The organism is Exiguobacterium chiriqhucha RW-2 (genome assembly GCF_000416965.1).
Classification (GTDB): domain Bacteria; phylum Bacillota; class Bacilli; order Exiguobacteriales; family Exiguobacteriaceae; genus Exiguobacterium; species Exiguobacterium chiriqhucha.
The window spans coordinates 640,506-655,691 of record NZ_ATCL01000020.1; the positions used below are offsets into that span (position 1 = coordinate 640,506).

Here is a 15,186-nt window from a genome sequence, read left to right on the forward strand (position 1 = left end):
AATTGTTCCGCAATAATAGGAGGGTCATCATGCAGCTAAAGTTGGAGTTACCAAATGTGAACATTCAAGTCAGGAATGAACGAAGTGGGTGGCAAGAGGACATGGTCGAGACGGCCAGGCATCGATTGACCGTGACACTCTCTGGGAAGATAGGTGTTTGTGTCGGATTGCGGGACTTTCGATTACAGGACGGAGAGGCAATCTTATGTGGCCCAGAGGTACAATGCCAGCGCTTCGTCACGAGTGAACAGGCCACGTTCGTGACGATGGACTTCGACAAGCATGAGTTCGACCGGTGGTGGCAACAGTCGAGCGGAGAGGATACACCGGTCACGTTTCAAGAGCTAACGACGATCGTACCGGAGATGTTGAAACGTCATGTCAACATGTGGATGCGCGAGTTTCTTGAGTACGGAGATGCGACGCTCGAACGTGACATCTACTCGTTCCTAAAGACGTTCGTCGCGGAACGTTCTGCGTTCAGCGAAGACGAATCATATGACGCCGTCTTCTCGTATATCGAACAGAATGTGGCCCAAGTTATCCGTGTCGACGACTTGAGCCGATTGGCGAACCAGAGCAAATATCAGTTCATCCGCAATTTTAATGTGTTGACCGGGTACACCCCGTATCAATACATCACCCGATTACGGCTTCAGAAGGCTAAACACTTATTGCGCTATTCAAATTTGAATTTGCTCGAGGTGAGCATCGCCGTCGGGTTCAGCAGCCCGGCCCAGCTGAACAAGCATTTCATTGACTGGGTCGGTTGCAAGCCGGCACGGTTCCGGGAGAACAAAGGGCATCGGGTCGAGACGACTTAACGGGCATTGCGTGCGAAGTGGGTCGTGATGGCAAGCGGTACGTCCTCGAGCGGTCCCGTCAATTGGGTAACGTGCGGCAAATGATAGAACGTGCTCGTCGTCTCAACATCGTCGAAGCGATTTGTAGCGTCATGGATGAACACGGGAACACCTGCACCAAGGGCGATTCCGAGCTCGACATGGCTGCTGTTGCCAGCCGGCAGTAAGATGACGACGAAGTCCGACGCCCTGATTGCCTCAAACTCGCTCGTGCCGATGGCTTGCAAGTCCTCAAGTGACGTCGCGCGGTCATTCGTCGTCCAGTCGTATGTATGGGTGTGACCTTGTGAGAGTAGACGATCACGCAGCGCTCTCACTCGTTCGATGTTTGCGAAGCGTGAGCCGATATAGAAGTTCATATGACTCCTCCTAGAGTATGTTATTTTGTTTGATTCATATTGAAGGTGAATCCTCACCATAGCACAATTGCTTCTAGTATCCATACGGACAAAGGCCCAATCCAATTCGGTGAGAACAAAAGGTAAACGATGGACATGAAAAGGCTCGTGCCACAAATCATCACCGCTTAAAAACGACGCGTCATGCTACTTTCGTTTATGATTTAACTCGATCGAATCGTGTCACTGCGAGTTCGTGGATGACGAGCAACAAAATTGCGATGAAAAAGACGAGCAACGCGACGTATTCCGGATTGACGTTCAGGAAGTAGTTGAGCCCGAACAGTGGTGTCACGAACAGGATGTAGAGCGGATACTGAATCGAGAACAAGGCATCCAGTAGCACGATGTCATAGACGTATGACTCGAAACTGATCAGTGTAAACACGGTCACACTTGCGAACAGAATAGCCATAATCAACAGTTTGGCGACACGATTCCGTAATAAACACGTCCCGAACATGCAGACGAGCAGTAAGCCGGAGGCGACCGCATGAATCGGCAATATCGTCGCATCAGGGAACATTATGGATGGAATCAGGTTCACGATAAATGCGAGTACATAAATCGCTGACAAGACGATGAGGCATTTCTTTGGATTGCCCATCAGGACACCCCTTTCTTGATGAGGGTTATATTTACATTTACTTACAAGTGTAATTTTACACTAAGGGGATATTGTGTCAAGATGGACAGGTGAAGTCAGACCAAAAAAGAAAGGTGGAACACCGATGACAACAGATGAATTGAAAGTACTATTGCCGACGGAAGAGCTCGAAATCAAGCTCGAAGATATAGAAGGGTTACCTCGTTTCGCATTCATCAACGAGAACGTTCGTTTCGAGGAAGTACAGGACGAGTATCAGGACGACGAGGAGCCATGGCCGGACGAACTCTATGTCATCGGGTATGAGGACTTTTTAGGTGATCCTGTCTGCGTGAACATCGAGACGAATCACGTCGTCATCGTCAGTCATGAGACGTTCGAAGTAGAGGAGACGTTGTCGACTTCCGTCAAAGATTGGTTACGGTAAGATGGGCGGGCCATTGTTTGAACAGCACGTCATCATTTCTTCATTAGGTGAGGAGGAAATGGAACGTCAGATGTTCACGACAGACGGAGCTTCAAGACAAGCAAGGCTGTTGACGATGGAAGATGCCGCACAACTTCGTGCTTTACAAGAAACCGACTTGCGGTTCATCCGTATTGGTTACGACAGTGTGAGGAGTTGGTTAGCGATCGATTTAGACAATGGGGAGCTATTCTTTTGTGACGACGAATACAGACCGAGTGATGTGATTCGCACACCGATTGAAACGGTTATGAGCTGGGCGCCGACGAAAGAACGACTATTGCTCTTGACGCAACGTTTAAATCTTGGAGAGTTGTCTGAACAAGAATTTCCTCGAAATCGTAATACCCCGACGTTCGAGGAGATGATCGAATGGATTCTGTATGTGAAGACGGGGGTATTGACTCGGGAAAACGTCTCCTCTTGGGCCGGACGTGTGCTCTGGCAATCGGAAAACGAGATGATGGAAGGGACAATGCTTGATGCACTGAATGAATTGAGCGTGATCGATATGCCGGGCGAGAATGGTTCTTATTTTTATGATGAAGTCGATTTGGACGAATGGATCGAGCAAATGCGGAAAGGGATGCGTCAAGATGAGGATTGAGGTTCAGCGAGTGGTTGAAGAAGGTGGTGCGTGGCAGATTTATGATGTGGGTGGCGTTGATTCGTTGCTTTGGCTGTACCACCAAAAGATTCGTCAATTGAAGCTAACGCTCCCAAAAGAGTCGAGCATCACCGTCCTATTTTGTGATGTAACATTACATGAACACGTTGAAGACATAAGACACTCGTTCGGTGCTTATCCAGTCTATATCACGATGTTGAATGAAGATGTGTCCCTCATGCCGTCTGTGTTGGCAGAGATAGAACGAGCGCTTCAGTCATATGATGTTACGGTTTTTACCGATTACATCATCCAAACCTTGCGTGATCACGTCGAAACAAATGAATATGCGTTCTCTTCTCGGCTGATGTCAGAAGTGAATAAACCCGGATCGATTCGGGCGACACTTAAGGTGCAAATTCATTCGAGTGATGCAGAACTGATTTTGGAGTTGTTTGATGTGCGCCAGAAACGTAAGTTGATTCAGCGCGATACGGTCATTCGTCTCGAACCATATGAATTTGTCGCCTCATTCCCCGCGTCCTATCGCCTGTCTCGTCAGTGGTATCGGCTTCATTGGGAGACGCTGTATACAGTGGATGTCATCGGAATGTTCGGTGATTGTTTTCGGTATCGCATCTATCCAAAACAAGATGGTAGCTGTGTTGTCGGGGCTGTTCAGCTCGAGCAAAGACGTTCAGAGCGCTAGATTGCCGTGCGGTTAACCGTAGATAAAGGACCAGATGAACCAGCATAAGTGAATCGTCGCGATCGAATAGAGCGCAGTGAGTGAACCAAGTAGGCGCGGATTGTCTCGTTTGTTGAAGTATCGAATCGTATATTCTGAGATGATGGCGCTCGTGAGCGGAATCACGGACACCATCATGAGGAATGGCAAAAATAAAAAGGTCTCAAATCCAATCAGCTCAATGATGAAATGGTTTTGATCGATTAAAACGCCTTCCACATAGAAGTACTGACGACCGAGAATGTAATTCCAGGCGACAAAAGATAAGATGCCAAGTATTCGAATGCGCAAACGACAATCCCCTTTGTTATAAAATGGATATAGATTACAATAATTATAATACGATGTGAATTGATTAACAATTTGAATCGAATGTATGGGGCTGGAAGGGTGCGATGGTTTGCAGAAGTTTAAAGTGAGCAAAAAGATGAATTTGACTGTAGCTACTATAGGTATAATGCTTCTGTTAGCCGGTTTTTTCTACGCCATCTTTGATTTCTTGACGGCGTCCCTGTCGGAGACCTCGTCTATGAAGAGGATTCTCCAGACGGTGCCTTCACAGTCGAATTTTATCGAACGAGCGGAGGCGCGACGACCGACTTTGCTATGCTCGGGGTGATGGAGCGGAAAGAAACAGGGGAACGGGCTCGAATCTTTTGGGAATATCCATGTGAGACGGTTTCCGTCGATTGGGACGACGCACACATATTTGTAAACGACATCAAACTAAAAAAGATGATGGACGTGTATGACTTCCGGTACGGCATCGCGGAACGTGAGGTTAATTCGTCGATTCCAAATTGATGATCAGTGAAACGATTCCATAATCGAGGGGGGCGACGCCATGCGTTGGATGATTCGGCTTGGCTTGACCGCAGTGCTGACAGTAGGGATGGTCATTGTCGGAATACGTCTCGTCTCATTTTTAATCGAGTGGTGGTATCGCCCTACGACGTCAGGCTTGAAGTTGCGACCGACACCGGCAGAATCTGAGTGTATGATGGAGTCGTCCGAAGGAAAGATGAGGATACCGAAAGAAGAAGAACAGACTCGTCTGAAACTGGACTATTTGGATTATACGATTGATTCTGTGACGACCGTCATCGAACGAGGCGATGGCCTCTTCTATTGGTTGCTGTTTTTAGCTTTTGTGGTGCTTGGAGGACTGATCTTTACCTTCAAATATCACTTTAAGCCTCGTAAACGTGCCAGTGAAACCGCTTCGTTCACGACACGGACGTTCTCGCGTCATCCAGTTCCGAGTTCGATGACATATTTCGAGGAACCGGCTTGGACCGGTGTGACGATTCGGGATGCGCTCATCGCGTTCAATCAGATGTTACCACCGGCGAAGAAATGGTTGCCGACAGAAACGGTTTTAGAGTGGGCACGACGCATTGAATTGACGGACATCGATTTCAAGCCTTATTTGGACGAGCGCTATGGAATGACCGATTCGGTGACTCCGGAAGAAGTTGACCGCTTCCGCAGAAGGCTCGAGCAGTATCAAGACCGTCTAACTCGTTGAGTAAACGTATAAACGATTCATCGTGTTCGATTGAACAACAAGATAGCGGTGAATATGGGAGGTGAAACTGGATGGAACTGCATGTTGAGACGTTATTTAAAATGGATGGGTTTAGCATAATTGATGCCGATTTATCAGGTGACGAAGTGATTGTTCTAGTGAATCAGGATGACCCGGTCGTCAATTGGAACGAGCGGACGCTGCGACTGCCGTTTCATTTGAGTTCGCCATTCATCCGTCTCCTTGATTCAGAAACGTTTCTCGTCGTCGATGTGACGCACGAAGGTACACCCGGCAACGCCTGGGTCATCGATGGGCGAGGGTCGATACTTCATTCGTTCCATGCGGGCAACGCCATCGGAGCTGTCGCCGTCAACGACACGGGGATTTGGATCGGCTATGCCGATGAAGGGGTGTTCGGGGAAGGGATATCCACCGAGGCACTCGTCTGTTTCTCGAGGACAGGGGAAGTGTTACAACGCTATCAGTCAGATTTTGTACGTCCGCCGACCATTGTCGACTGCGAATTGTTGAAAGCAAATCAAACCGGGGTATGGCTCTGTCCGTCGATTTGGTATGACTTGATTCATGTTGATTCAACCGGTCGACTCAACAAGTATAAGACACCGAAGCTTCTTCACGATAGCTCGGCGCTGACCGTTCGAGGTCAGGTCGGCTACTTCGTAAAAGACGGATTGTTGTACAGGTGGCCGTTCGGCAAGCGGGAACGCCCTCACATCGTAGCTAAAGTTTCGGGGAACGCAAGAGGGTTAGCCGAGGACGGACGGTTCCACTTCATTCAAATCGGTGATTATGAAGTGAGCGGCGTTCAGCTCGTTAACGAGTGATGACGCATATAGGTAGTCGTTGAATCGACTAAGAAGTTACTACTTACAACCGAATGATTTCTCGTGACGATGGACCTGGTCTACAGGTCCTTTTTTACGTTTTACACGTCTGGTCATACAGAATCGCGTTAATCATTGAATCAACTTGTCGGAATCAATTCCCTCTTTTTTGTAAATTCAGTATACTCATGTTATTGATGTTAGAAAGAGGGCGATGAGATGAGACTTGAGACAAACCTTCCAGGATTTTCGGTCGAAACGATTGAACAGGTAGAGCAACAAGTGGGGTCACGCTTCCCGGGCGGCTTACGTGACGCATGGGGTCATGGGAACAAGTTCGAACTTGGGGATTGGTTCTTTTATCCGATCAAGGACGAGCGGTTTTTCAATAAGACGTGGGATGATGTGATTCGAGCCAACGAATTGAAGCAAGAGGAGTTGCCGGAAGGGTTCGTGACGCTTGCGACGAATGGGTCTGGTGATGAGCTCGGTTTTCTAAAAGACGACCGGGAGACGATTTACGTCTGGTGGCACGAGTTAGATGAACTCGAGGTGGCGGCGCTTTCGTTTGAGGCGTTCGTCGAAGTGAAGCAGGCGGAAAGCGACGTGCTCGAGACGTTTTGCGAACGAGTCGAGGAGAATGGACTCGTCTTTGGATTATCTGCAGAGCAAGACGAGGGGTGGGCGTACGCACCATCGCACGTCGAAGAAGACACAGACGTCTTGTTATTCTTTTCGTCCCGAGAGCTTGCACTCGCTTGCCGGGCTGAAGAATGGGCCGACTATCATGTGATCGAGTTGCCGGTCGATTTGTTCCTTGAACGCTGGTTGCCGAACATGTCGGATGATGAGCTGCTGTGCGGCCTTGATTGGTCGAGCGAACTGGTTGGGTTGGAATATGACCCAGAAACCATTCTAGAGTATTTCGAATAATTTTATTTCAAATACCGTATGCGTTATATTTAAAAAAAATATAGCAACGAATATGATAAATTCTTTTTCTAAAAACGCAATCATATCGACAGAATTACTAGCGCTCATCGTGGAAAGCGACGCGTGAGAGGAGAACACGTCTTTGAATGATTATAACGTAGGGAATATCTTTGAGCTGTATTCAGGCAACGAGACCCTTTCGTTGGAGCAACAGGCGATGATGGATCGCATCGATGCCTACGTTGAGGCAAACCAGTTCAAACAGCTCGAACATTACCTTCGACAGACCCGGGGCATCGAACAGATGTTGATTGACCGTGTGATGATAAATCCGACCGATCACAGCCGATGGGACATGCTCATCGGGTATGAGTTGATCGATACCATCGAAGATTTTGCCCGGGTGAACAGCTTCGGTCTCACTGCCTATACGTTTCATCCGGATGACCCGTTCTATTTCGCGCTCGCCTTATATTGGACGGGGTGGAATGACTTTGTCATCACGGACGAGGATGTCGCCTTGGCAGAGTCGCTCATCGAACACGGGGCGGAAGAAGTGAGTGGCCTGCTATGTATTGCGTTGGCGAGGAGAGACATCGATCATCTCGATTATACATATGTTCAACGAGCGATTGAACGATGCCCATGGGCCGTCGAACCATATATTCGTCTCGGCGAACATCGCTTGCGAGTCAATCCAGCAGAAGGAAAGATGCTTCTACAGCAAGGGCTTGACCGGGTGAAGGATACGTGGGGATTCGATCAAAAGGGGCGCTGGTTCAACACGGGCTCGCAGTATTTTAATCCCACCACGTGGCGACAAGACACAATCGCTGAGCTGCTCGGTCTAAGCATGGACCACGACGAGTATAAAAAATACGAACGGATTATCAATACGAAATAATTACCTTCAGGAACGGAGCATTGGAATGACTACAATCTCACTAGCCAGACCATCAGATGTGAATGCAATCGAACGACTGTATCTCGCTTGTAAAGACGATTTGTTCACCCGACAGATTTTTCAATGGGACGACACGTATCCGAACCGCGCCTACTTTGAGGAATGTATCAAAGACGATTCTGTTTATATCATGAGAGACGGTGAGGAGTTGTTTGGAGTCGTTGTACTCGATCAATGGCAGTCGCCGGAATGGGAAACGATTGACTGGCGTCACGATCACCCGCTCGTCATCCATTCCTTGATGGTGCATCCGGAGCGGCAAGGTCAAGGGAGTGGAAAAGCCATATTGCATGCCTCGGAACAGTTCGCGAAAACGGAAGGCTACACCAGCATCCGGCTCGACAGCTTCTCAGGGAATGAGGCAGCCTGCAACTTTTACAAACAACACGGCTATGTCGAACGTGGAAGCGTCCATTTTGATTCGAAACCGAAAGGGCATGAACGGTATATTTGTTTCGAGAAAGCACTTGATTGAACAATCAAACTTCGAGGTCCAGCCTTGGAAAGGAGCCCTATGCTAGAATTTGTTCGTGATTCGCAAACCATCGTCAACTTATTTTATCCGGCATCGAAACGTCTCGTAATACATCGCCAGTTGAGTCAGTGCCTAGATGGTTCAATCGAATCGTTCGATGTCATGTACAAGACGCATGGTTCAGGTGCCTCTCAAATTCAAACGCGTCTGACGGTGCAACGCGGTGATCAATCTTCGCTTCAGATTGAGAAAACGTTGATTACACTGACATTACCCGAAGCATCGATTCAAATGTGGATGAACGGACTTGCAACCGAGTCCGATATGTATCGTGATTCTGCTGTACCGGCCGTATTTATAGGAGCGTCAACCCTTGCTCGAGTCGAGTGGGTGATATTAAGCAGACGTTCATCACTCTAGTCGTCCCCCGACAAGGACGACGAATGGAGTCGAAAAAAATCTCACTGCAATGAATAGAGGAACTAAGAAGCAACCAATCGAAGTGTCCACCTATCAGCGGACTAGTTCCCTTACCGAGTTACCAGACGTTCATTTGTCTAGCTTAAGATGAACAGATCATCAACATGATATAAAAGGGGAGATTCAACGATGTGGGATCAAACAACGAAATTACTTATGAAAAAGGCAAAGAAGCATCGGAAATGGACCGAAGGCGTGTTTGTCAATCCAGTCTATTGGATGGTTAACGGAACGCCATACTACATGGCAGGCTTTACGCGAAACAATCAACCGGTGGCAAGCGCCTACTTCACAATCGGGGATGAGAACGTGGACGAAGTGCTGATTGCGCAACCGAACCTGTCTTATTTTGCCGACTTAAGCGGCAACCTGTCGCGTATGGCGACAGAACGCTCAAACATTCCAATCTCTTATTACACGAAACCGTTGGACATACCGGTTATGAACGCAAGCCCTCAGGTTCAACAAGGGAGAGACGCATTTGCTCACTTTTGGGAGATTCAGCAAACGTTTAATCAGATGCTTCAGGACTATACGGCGTATTATAACGATGACGTATTAATCCGAAAGCACATTACGGACACAGATTTGTCTAAGATGAAAGAATTCGCCGTGCTCGCAGATATCTATCAACATCAAACGTTGAAGATTTTAACGAGTCAGGGTGAAGACGTTCAAGCGTTCGCGGCGTTTCTCGAAAATACGAAAGAGTGGTCGAGCCTGTCTCGAGAAGAAAAGAAATTCATTAAAGGGATTGCGGTCGGCAAAGAAAAGATGCAAAAGAACATGGAGTCTCTAGACGTGATCGAGGCCAATGATTTTGACCAAATGTTCAAGCTGAATTATGACCACTTGATCAATAAAAATAAAGCAATCATCGAGGGGCAGCGACAGTATATCCGTTATCCGAAAGGGATTTCTTAAGGGGGATTTGATTTTGAAACAACTTGAAGTGGCTACATATACAATGACAATCGACGCACCGATTGACCACACGTTCGCTTGTCTAGCAGAAGACGAACACATCATCAAATGGAACGACCATTTGATTGAAAACATTTACGAGGATGGTGACGCCTCACTCGTGACAGGAAAACGGTTCATCTCGGTCCAACAGTTCGAGAAAAAAGAGATTCGGGTCGAATCCGAGTTGACGCATGTCAATCGTCCTCACGAATGCGAGGTGCAGGCGGTGACGAATCAAGGGGTGTCGATTGCGACGTATACGTTGAGCGAGACGGCAGACGGGACCGACGTGACGATTCGCATCTCACTCATTCCATCCTCATGGCTCTATGCCCTTTATGTGAAGGCGTTCAAATGGGCCATCCGGCTGGTATACGATGAACAGTTCAAACAATTCCGGATTTACGCCGAGGCGAGTAAACCAAAACTGTCACCTGTCCGAGAGGCGGAGTGATTCGGCGATGATTGAACCGATTACCTCTTCGACGCGTGACGCGGTCCGTGCATTTTTTATCGATGCCTGGGGCTCATCTGAGATGGTCATCTCGACCGGGACGTATGATTGCGCCACGCTTGACGGGTTTGTCTGGTCGGAAACGAACGTCATCATCGGGCTCGTCACGTATGTCATTCGGGAAGACGAGCTTGAAATCATCTCGCTCGACAGTCTGCAGGAGAAGCGTGGCATCGGCTCAGCGCTCCTCAATGAAGTGGAGCGAGTGGCCAAACACTATCAGCTCGAACGGCTGTCGCTCATCACGACGAACGACAATCTGCGGGCGCTCGCCTTTTACCAACGTCGAGGCTGGCGCCTCGCACGGATCATCTCGGGTGCGGTCGATGCGGCCCGGCTTCATAAGCCGTCAATCCCTGTCATCGGGGAGCACGGCATCCCGCTCCATGACGAAATCATGCTTAGCAAAGTCATCACAACTTAAAGAAAAGAGGGATTTTCCTATGATTCGATTCGGTATTATCGGCACGAACTTTATCACCCGTTCTTTCATTGAAGCGACCCATGAAGTCGAAGGCGCATCCGTGTCCGCTGTCTATTCCCGGACAGACGAGCGAGCGAAAACGTTCGCTGAAAAATTTGATATTCCAAACACGTTCACCTCGCTCGAGGAGATGGCGTCCAGTGAGTTGATTGATGCGGTCTATGTCGCGAGCCCGAACTCGCTCCACGCTGAGCAGAGCCTGCTGTTCATGCGCCACGGAAAGCATGTCCTTTGTGAGAAACCGTTCGCCTCGAACGTCGAGGAAGTCAGACAGATGCTTGAGACGGCGCGCGAACATGACGTCGTTTTGCTCGAAGCGCTCCGCAACCTATTCATGCCGAATTTCGATGTGTTGCGTCAAGAACTCCATCGCGTCGGACCGGTCCGGCGTGTCATCTTGAACAAGTCGCAATACTCGTCCCGTTACGACTTATATAAGCGCGGGGACAACCCGAACACGTTCAATCCAGCCTTCTCGAACGGTTCGCTGATGGACCTCGGAGTCTATTGCCTCGGACCGGCCCTGAAATTGTTCGGTCGACCGGACACCGTGCAGGCGAACGCGGTCAAGCTCGCGTCAGGCGTCGACGGCAGTGGTTCGGCCATCTTATCGTATGACGGCATGGATATCATCGTGCTCCACTCGAAGATCCATGGCACGGACGCTCCGTCCGAGATCATCGGGGAAGCGGGGCGCATCGTGATTGACGATATCGGTTCGCTCGACCGCTTGACATTCGTTGGCCGCGACGGGACGACCGTCGAACTTGGCTTAGAACAGGCGAGCCATATGACGTATGAGATTCAGACGTTCGTGAACATGATTGAGGAAGGGGAGCGGGAGACCGAGATCCACTCATTTGCCGATATGCTCACACTCGCGGACGTCATGACCGATATCCGGCAGCGCATCGACGTGCGGTACCCGGCTGACGCATAACAAAGAGCCTCGAGCACATGCTCGAGGCTCTTATTCTAAATAGAAGGTGAGGAACAACAATGGACGCACAAGAGATTTTAGAGGAGATTGAAAAGATACATTATTGGGATGCTCGTGTTCTAGGGTGTGATTGTCGGTACTATGGGGATGAAGTGTTAATCAAAATCGAAGAAGAATATGAGCCTTATCATCACCAAATCGAATTTTTAGGGTGTATCAAAGTCGACATATGTGCTGCCTTAAACGACAGAGTCGCACCAGTAAAGGAATTAACAAGAGGCCAGCTACCTTACTTTATGCACGATATCGCTGTCTCGAGTTACATGTTGGATGGAACCGAGGTATTCGTATGTAATCTGTTGTTCCCTCCCGCAAGCGCTGAAATTCATTTCACCAAAATCAGGATCGGGAAGGAATATCATTGATGCTGATCCTGCTTTAACACATTCAGCACCATCTCAATCCGTTTCTCGGTCGAGTAGTCGCCCTCGATTCTTAGGATGGGACAAGACAGTTCAGCTAGCCATTGTTCATGCAACGTCTTGCTTCTCACTTCCGTCCCGGCATGGTCGTAGAGGGCGGCCCATTTCAAAAACGCTTGTGATTGCTCGTATAGGCTGCCGCCAGCGAGTGCCTCCGCTCCATAGCGCTCGAGCTCACGTTGTTGTAATCTGGCCAAACGAACATCTGGTGGAATCCATAAAAAGATAACCAAATCAAAATAGGGCATGAAGCAGTCGCCCCAACCTACAAGCGACCCTGACAAAATCCACTGTTCAGAGTTCATTAAGTCGTTCTTGAGCAGTTCCTGTCTTTCAGGTATTGGTCTCGGTTCGGTGAACTTGTTGGTCCAGAAATAGTCATCCGTATCGAGATAAGTATGCGGCAGCACGTTCGCTAACGCGTCGCCAAGTGTGGACGTCCCCGAGCCCGAAGCGCCCAGTATGTGAATGCTACGTTTCATTTCTCTACCTCCCGTCTATGCACCTAATATAAATTTCTTTGAAGCCATCAATATTTATGTTTCAGTTCAGAACGGTAAATGACGAGACCCATCGATATCTGTAAAACTATAACGTTCGGATAACGCCGCGACAGTGAGTGTTTGGCCACTATATTGGTTGTTGTCCATGTCGTTCGCGAGTGCGACGACGGCACGACCGACGTAGGCGGTCGTTTCTGTCGTTCCGTCTTCTGGTTTAAAGCCGGCGTCGAGGACACGCTCCGTACGCATCCAGCCGGGACTCAAGGCGACAACCGAAATCTTCAGGGCTTCGAACTCCTTGGCCATCACATAAGTCATCCGATTGATGGTGTTCATGGCCAAATCATAATACAGATTGCTGGCGACTCCGCTTTCTGTGAACGAAGTGATGTTGATGACGACGGCCTGTTCACTTGCTTGAAGGAGCGGGACGGCGTGTCGAATGGTTGAAAGATAAGCCTTCGGTCCTGTGACCATCATCGCATCCCAATGCTCGTTCGGTCTCTCCCAAAAATGTCGTCCTTGTCCCCGAGGTACCGAATCTTCTGAACCACCGAAGATGCCATTCACTAATAGATCGATGCGACCATGTTCTGATTTAATTCGAGCGTAAAGGCGTTCAAGTTCTTGCTCATCCGTATGATCGCAAGGGACAGCGATTCCAGTCCCTCTACGTGACGTGACGGCAGAGGCCGTATCTTCAATCGTCTCCGGTCGATCGTCCGTTCGTTTCGAACCAGAACTTCTTCCCGTCACATAAACGGTCGCGCCGGCGTTCCCGAGTTCCAAGGCAATGCCTCTCCCGGCGCCACGCGAAGCACCGGCGACGAGCGCGATTTTACCTTTCAATGGGTACATTTCAGTTTCTCCCTTAGCAAGTATCGAATTATAAGATTCACTGGAATTATTTATTCAACAAACAAAACTCATATTTTCAAATTGAGCTCGTAAATATCGGTGATGATGTTTCTCTCAATCTCTTCATTAGACAAATCACAGGTCAATATGGATTCATTGTTCACACCTAACCAATCCTCAGCACGATACCATTTCATTAAATTCTGTTCGGTAAACTCGAGGTCGTCACCTTTTGTTCGATGTCGTTTGAAAGTCTCTTCTAAAGATAAGTCAAAATAGTAGACGAGCGCATTTCCATTAAAGGCGTCAATCAGGTTCAATATCATCTTTCCATACCGTTCTTTGATTAGGATTCCTTCGAGGATTACAATCGGACAGTGTTCCATACCATATAACGAAATCCGTTCAATCAACTCAATCGATAAGTTATTGTCTTTGTCACGTGTATGTAAGATACCCCTTCGAATTACGTCTTGGGAGACGAGCATCGTTTCAGGTCCAAAGTTTTTTTGAATCTGTTTGGCGATGGTCGTCTTTCCACTTCCGGAATTGCCTCGCAATATAACTAGAATCGGTTTCATCATATTCTCCTTTCTACGCGATTGGGATGTAAAAATATTAGGATTTAATGGTGAGTGAAACAATCAATGGTAGCAAACTGCGAAGCCTCCATTATGTGAATACTTCGCTCCAGGTTCAACCCATATTTTTTGTGGCCACCATCGTGAATTCCCATGGCATATTCTCATCGTTCCAACCTCGATGTTCGTCAAAACGACGGATTTGAAAGCCGGCAATGATCACCGAATTCATGATGTCGCTCAGCGTATGATGTGTCAGCAAAACATCAGGGAAGTCCTGTTGTTCGTTTTCATCAAAAAACGATTTAAACGCGATGTTCTCTTCATGCAATCCGTTATCAAAATAGACGGGCATAAATGTAGACTCAGGACCAATGCATCTTCTAAGAGGATGATAATCACTTAAGATCATGGTTCCCCCGGGTTTCAAGATTGAATTTAGGATAGTACACAATCGATTGAGATCATCGAAGTAGTGTAAGATGCCACCCTCTAAATAAAGAAGATCGAATCGGCCTTCGTATTTGATTACATCGAGGTCATAGACATCACCTAACACATAGTCGATTCTCGTCTGGGCACAGGCAGCTAATTCCAGTGCATATCTTCTATTCTCTTCGGATACATCGAAGATGGTGACGTTCGCCCCCATCAACGACAGCGGGACGGCTTTTCTTCCGTTCGACCCGCATAGATTGGCCACGTTCAGTCCTTCTACGTCATGAAAATAGTCTCGGTGTTTCTTCAAACTGGCTCTCGGGTCTTTTAATAACTCGTTGGCCTTCTCTGCTGGTGTGCCGTCGCGCTTTTGCCAAAATTCATAGGCACGGTACTCCCAAGCGGTTTTATTAGTTTCTGTCTGTTTATTCAAACGCATCTGTCCTCTCTGTTTGTACCTGACGATCGAGTTGTGTGTAACACTATGAAAAGCTGTATGGTTC

22 protein-coding genes and 1 pseudogene are annotated in these 15,186 nt (G+C 48.2%); 16 read left to right on the plus strand and 7 right to left on the minus strand.

Annotated elements, in window-relative coordinates; genetic code table 11:
- Positions 1-29: 29 nt before the first annotated feature.
- A complete protein-coding gene (locus M467_RS31495; protein WP_021067393.1) occupies positions 30-824 on the plus strand; it encodes a helix-turn-helix domain-containing protein in 795 nt (264 codons plus the stop codon).
- Here the strand turns inward: M467_RS31495 and M467_RS27375 are convergent.
- Together M467_RS27375 and M467_RS27380 are read right to left on the minus strand one after the other, a co-directional pair.
- Complete coding sequence (locus tag M467_RS27375; protein WP_021067394.1) at positions 821-1,222, minus strand: hypothetical protein; 402 nt, start codon at positions 1,220-1,222, stop codon at positions 821-823. The genes M467_RS31495 and M467_RS27375 overlap by 4 nt on opposite strands.
- A gap of 196 nt (positions 1,223-1,418) precedes the next feature.
- Positions 1,419-1,868, minus strand: a complete 450-nt coding sequence (locus tag M467_RS27380; protein WP_021067395.1) for a hypothetical protein — start codon at positions 1,866-1,868, stop codon at positions 1,419-1,421.
- 124 nt (positions 1,869-1,992) lie between these two features.
- Here M467_RS27380 and M467_RS27385 point away from each other — a divergent pair, with 124 nt between their 5' ends.
- The 3 genes from M467_RS27385 to M467_RS27395 are packed head-to-tail and all read left to right on the plus strand — an operon-like array spanning position 1,993 to position 3,650.
- The gene (locus M467_RS27385; RefSeq protein WP_021067396.1) at positions 1,993-2,295 is read left to right on the plus strand and encodes a hypothetical protein; all 303 of its coding nucleotides are present in this window, start codon (positions 1,993-1,995) and stop codon (positions 2,293-2,295) included.
- A gap of 58 nt (positions 2,296-2,353) precedes the next feature.
- Positions 2,354-2,941: a hypothetical protein gene (locus tag M467_RS27390; RefSeq protein WP_021067397.1), complete on the plus strand. Its 588-nt coding sequence runs from the start codon at positions 2,354-2,356 to the stop codon at positions 2,939-2,941.
- Positions 2,931-3,650, plus strand: coding sequence for a hypothetical protein (locus M467_RS27395; protein WP_144060668.1), 720 nt, complete (start codon positions 2,931-2,933; stop codon positions 3,648-3,650). The genes M467_RS27390 and M467_RS27395 overlap by 11 nt, the downstream gene beginning before the upstream one ends.
- A gap of 12 nt (positions 3,651-3,662) precedes the next feature.
- Here the strand turns inward: M467_RS27395 and M467_RS27400 are convergent, their stop codons facing one another.
- Positions 3,663-3,980, minus strand: coding sequence for a hypothetical protein (locus M467_RS27400; protein ID WP_021067399.1), 318 nt, complete (start codon positions 3,978-3,980; stop codon positions 3,663-3,665).
- 228 nt (positions 3,981-4,208) lie between these two features.
- Here M467_RS27400 and M467_RS31895 point away from each other — a divergent pair.
- The 12 genes and pseudogenes from M467_RS31895 to M467_RS27460 all read left to right on the plus strand — a co-directional run.
- Positions 4,209-4,493 (plus strand): annotated as a pseudogene (locus M467_RS31895) (DUF5412 family protein); the annotation flags it as partial.
- 40 nt (positions 4,494-4,533) lie between these two features.
- Positions 4,534-5,217, plus strand: coding sequence for a hypothetical protein (locus M467_RS27415; RefSeq protein WP_021067402.1), 684 nt, complete (start codon positions 4,534-4,536; stop codon positions 5,215-5,217).
- A 71-nt stretch (positions 5,218-5,288) separates the two neighbouring features.
- Positions 5,289-6,065, plus strand: a complete 777-nt coding sequence (locus M467_RS27420; protein ID WP_021067403.1) for a hypothetical protein — start codon at positions 5,289-5,291, stop codon at positions 6,063-6,065.
- A gap of 219 nt (positions 6,066-6,284) precedes the next feature.
- Positions 6,285-6,998 carry a DUF2750 domain-containing protein gene (locus M467_RS31500; RefSeq protein ID WP_021067404.1) on the plus strand — a complete coding sequence of 238 codons (714 nt, stop codon included), beginning with the start codon at positions 6,285-6,287 and terminating at the stop codon, positions 6,996-6,998.
- A gap of 142 nt (positions 6,999-7,140) precedes the next feature.
- Positions 7,141-7,902: a hypothetical protein gene (locus M467_RS27425; protein ID WP_021067405.1), complete on the plus strand. Its 762-nt coding sequence runs from the start codon at positions 7,141-7,143 to the stop codon at positions 7,900-7,902.
- 25 nt (positions 7,903-7,927) lie between these two features.
- Positions 7,928-8,437, plus strand: a complete 510-nt coding sequence (locus tag M467_RS27430) for a GNAT family N-acetyltransferase (RefSeq protein ID WP_031200235.1) — start codon at positions 7,928-7,930, stop codon at positions 8,435-8,437.
- A 39-nt stretch (positions 8,438-8,476) separates the two neighbouring features.
- Entirely contained in the window at positions 8,477-8,857 is a 381-nt protein-coding gene (locus tag M467_RS27435) for a hypothetical protein (protein WP_021067407.1), read from the plus strand.
- Between the two features lie 189 nt (positions 8,858-9,046).
- Positions 9,047-9,841, plus strand: a complete 795-nt coding sequence (locus M467_RS27440) for a hypothetical protein (RefSeq protein WP_021067408.1) — start codon at positions 9,047-9,049, stop codon at positions 9,839-9,841.
- A 13-nt stretch (positions 9,842-9,854) separates the two neighbouring features.
- Entirely contained in the window at positions 9,855-10,337 is a 483-nt protein-coding gene (locus tag M467_RS27445) for an SRPBCC family protein (RefSeq protein ID WP_021067409.1), read from the plus strand.
- Between the two features lie 7 nt (positions 10,338-10,344).
- A complete protein-coding gene (locus M467_RS27450; RefSeq protein WP_021067410.1) occupies positions 10,345-10,821 on the plus strand; it encodes a GNAT family N-acetyltransferase in 477 nt (158 codons plus the stop codon).
- 19 nt (positions 10,822-10,840) lie between these two features.
- Positions 10,841-11,821, plus strand: coding sequence for a Gfo/Idh/MocA family protein (locus M467_RS27455; protein ID WP_021067411.1), 981 nt, complete (start codon positions 10,841-10,843; stop codon positions 11,819-11,821).
- A 59-nt stretch (positions 11,822-11,880) separates the two neighbouring features.
- The gene (locus M467_RS27460; protein ID WP_021067412.1) at positions 11,881-12,246 is read left to right on the plus strand and encodes a hypothetical protein; all 366 of its coding nucleotides are present in this window, start codon (positions 11,881-11,883) and stop codon (positions 12,244-12,246) included.
- Here M467_RS27460 and M467_RS27465 read toward each other — a convergent pair.
- The 4 genes from M467_RS27465 to M467_RS27480 form a co-directional block, all read right to left on the minus strand.
- On the minus strand, positions 12,240-12,785 hold the full coding sequence (locus M467_RS27465; protein ID WP_021067413.1) for an ATP-binding protein: 546 nt from the start codon (positions 12,783-12,785) through the stop codon (positions 12,240-12,242). The genes M467_RS27460 and M467_RS27465 overlap by 7 nt on opposite strands.
- Positions 12,786-12,851: 66 nt before the next feature.
- A complete protein-coding gene (locus M467_RS27470) occupies positions 12,852-13,664 on the minus strand; it encodes an SDR family NAD(P)-dependent oxidoreductase (RefSeq protein WP_021067414.1) in 813 nt (270 codons plus the stop codon).
- A gap of 68 nt (positions 13,665-13,732) precedes the next feature.
- The gene (locus tag M467_RS27475; protein WP_144060669.1) at positions 13,733-14,248 is read right to left on the minus strand and encodes an AAA family ATPase; all 516 of its coding nucleotides are present in this window, start codon (positions 14,246-14,248) and stop codon (positions 13,733-13,735) included.
- Positions 14,249-14,360: 112 nt separating this feature from the next.
- Positions 14,361-15,116 carry a class I SAM-dependent methyltransferase gene (locus M467_RS27480; RefSeq protein WP_235045188.1) on the minus strand — a complete coding sequence of 252 codons (756 nt, stop codon included), beginning with the start codon at positions 15,114-15,116 and terminating at the stop codon, positions 14,361-14,363.
- Positions 15,117-15,186: the final 70 nt, after the last annotated feature.

What these genes read in the sequence shown, in the direction of transcription:
- M467_RS31495 (WP_021067393.1), top strand. Translation starts at nt 30, where the DNA reads ATGCAGCTAAAGTTGGAGTTACCAAATGTGAACATTCAAGTCAGGAAT.
- M467_RS27375 (WP_021067394.1), bottom strand. Translation starts at nt 1,222, where the DNA reads ATGAACTTCTATATCGGCTCACGCTTCGCAAACATCGAACGAGTGAGA.
- M467_RS27380 (WP_021067395.1), bottom strand. Translation starts at nt 1,868, where the DNA reads ATGGGCAATCCAAAGAAATGCCTCATCGTCTTGTCAGCGATTTATGTA.
- M467_RS27385 (WP_021067396.1), top strand. Translation starts at nt 1,993, where the DNA reads ATGACAACAGATGAATTGAAAGTACTATTGCCGACGGAAGAGCTCGAA.
- M467_RS27390 (WP_021067397.1), top strand. Translation starts at nt 2,354, where the DNA reads ATGGAACGTCAGATGTTCACGACAGACGGAGCTTCAAGACAAGCAAGG.
- M467_RS27395 (WP_144060668.1), top strand. Translation starts at nt 2,931, where the DNA reads ATGAGGATTGAGGTTCAGCGAGTGGTTGAAGAAGGTGGTGCGTGGCAG.
- M467_RS27415 (WP_021067402.1), top strand. Translation starts at nt 4,534, where the DNA reads ATGCGTTGGATGATTCGGCTTGGCTTGACCGCAGTGCTGACAGTAGGG.
- M467_RS27420 (WP_021067403.1), top strand. Translation starts at nt 5,289, where the DNA reads ATGGAACTGCATGTTGAGACGTTATTTAAAATGGATGGGTTTAGCATA.
- M467_RS31500 (WP_021067404.1), top strand. Translation starts at nt 6,285, where the DNA reads ATGAGACTTGAGACAAACCTTCCAGGATTTTCGGTCGAAACGATTGAA.
- M467_RS27430 (WP_031200235.1), top strand. Translation starts at nt 7,928, where the DNA reads ATGACTACAATCTCACTAGCCAGACCATCAGATGTGAATGCAATCGAA.
- M467_RS27435 (WP_021067407.1), top strand. Translation starts at nt 8,477, where the DNA reads ATGCTAGAATTTGTTCGTGATTCGCAAACCATCGTCAACTTATTTTAT.
- M467_RS27440 (WP_021067408.1), top strand. Translation starts at nt 9,047, where the DNA reads ATGTGGGATCAAACAACGAAATTACTTATGAAAAAGGCAAAGAAGCAT.
- M467_RS27450 (WP_021067410.1), top strand. Translation starts at nt 10,345, where the DNA reads ATGATTGAACCGATTACCTCTTCGACGCGTGACGCGGTCCGTGCATTT.
- M467_RS27455 (WP_021067411.1), top strand. Translation starts at nt 10,841, where the DNA reads ATGATTCGATTCGGTATTATCGGCACGAACTTTATCACCCGTTCTTTC.
- M467_RS27460 (WP_021067412.1), top strand. Translation starts at nt 11,881, where the DNA reads ATGGACGCACAAGAGATTTTAGAGGAGATTGAAAAGATACATTATTGG.
- M467_RS27465 (WP_021067413.1), bottom strand. Translation starts at nt 12,785, where the DNA reads ATGAAACGTAGCATTCACATACTGGGCGCTTCGGGCTCGGGGACGTCC.
- M467_RS27470 (WP_021067414.1), bottom strand. Translation starts at nt 13,664, where the DNA reads ATGTACCCATTGAAAGGTAAAATCGCGCTCGTCGCCGGTGCTTCGCGT.
- M467_RS27475 (WP_144060669.1), bottom strand. Translation starts at nt 14,248, where the DNA reads ATGATGAAACCGATTCTAGTTATATTGCGAGGCAATTCCGGAAGTGGA.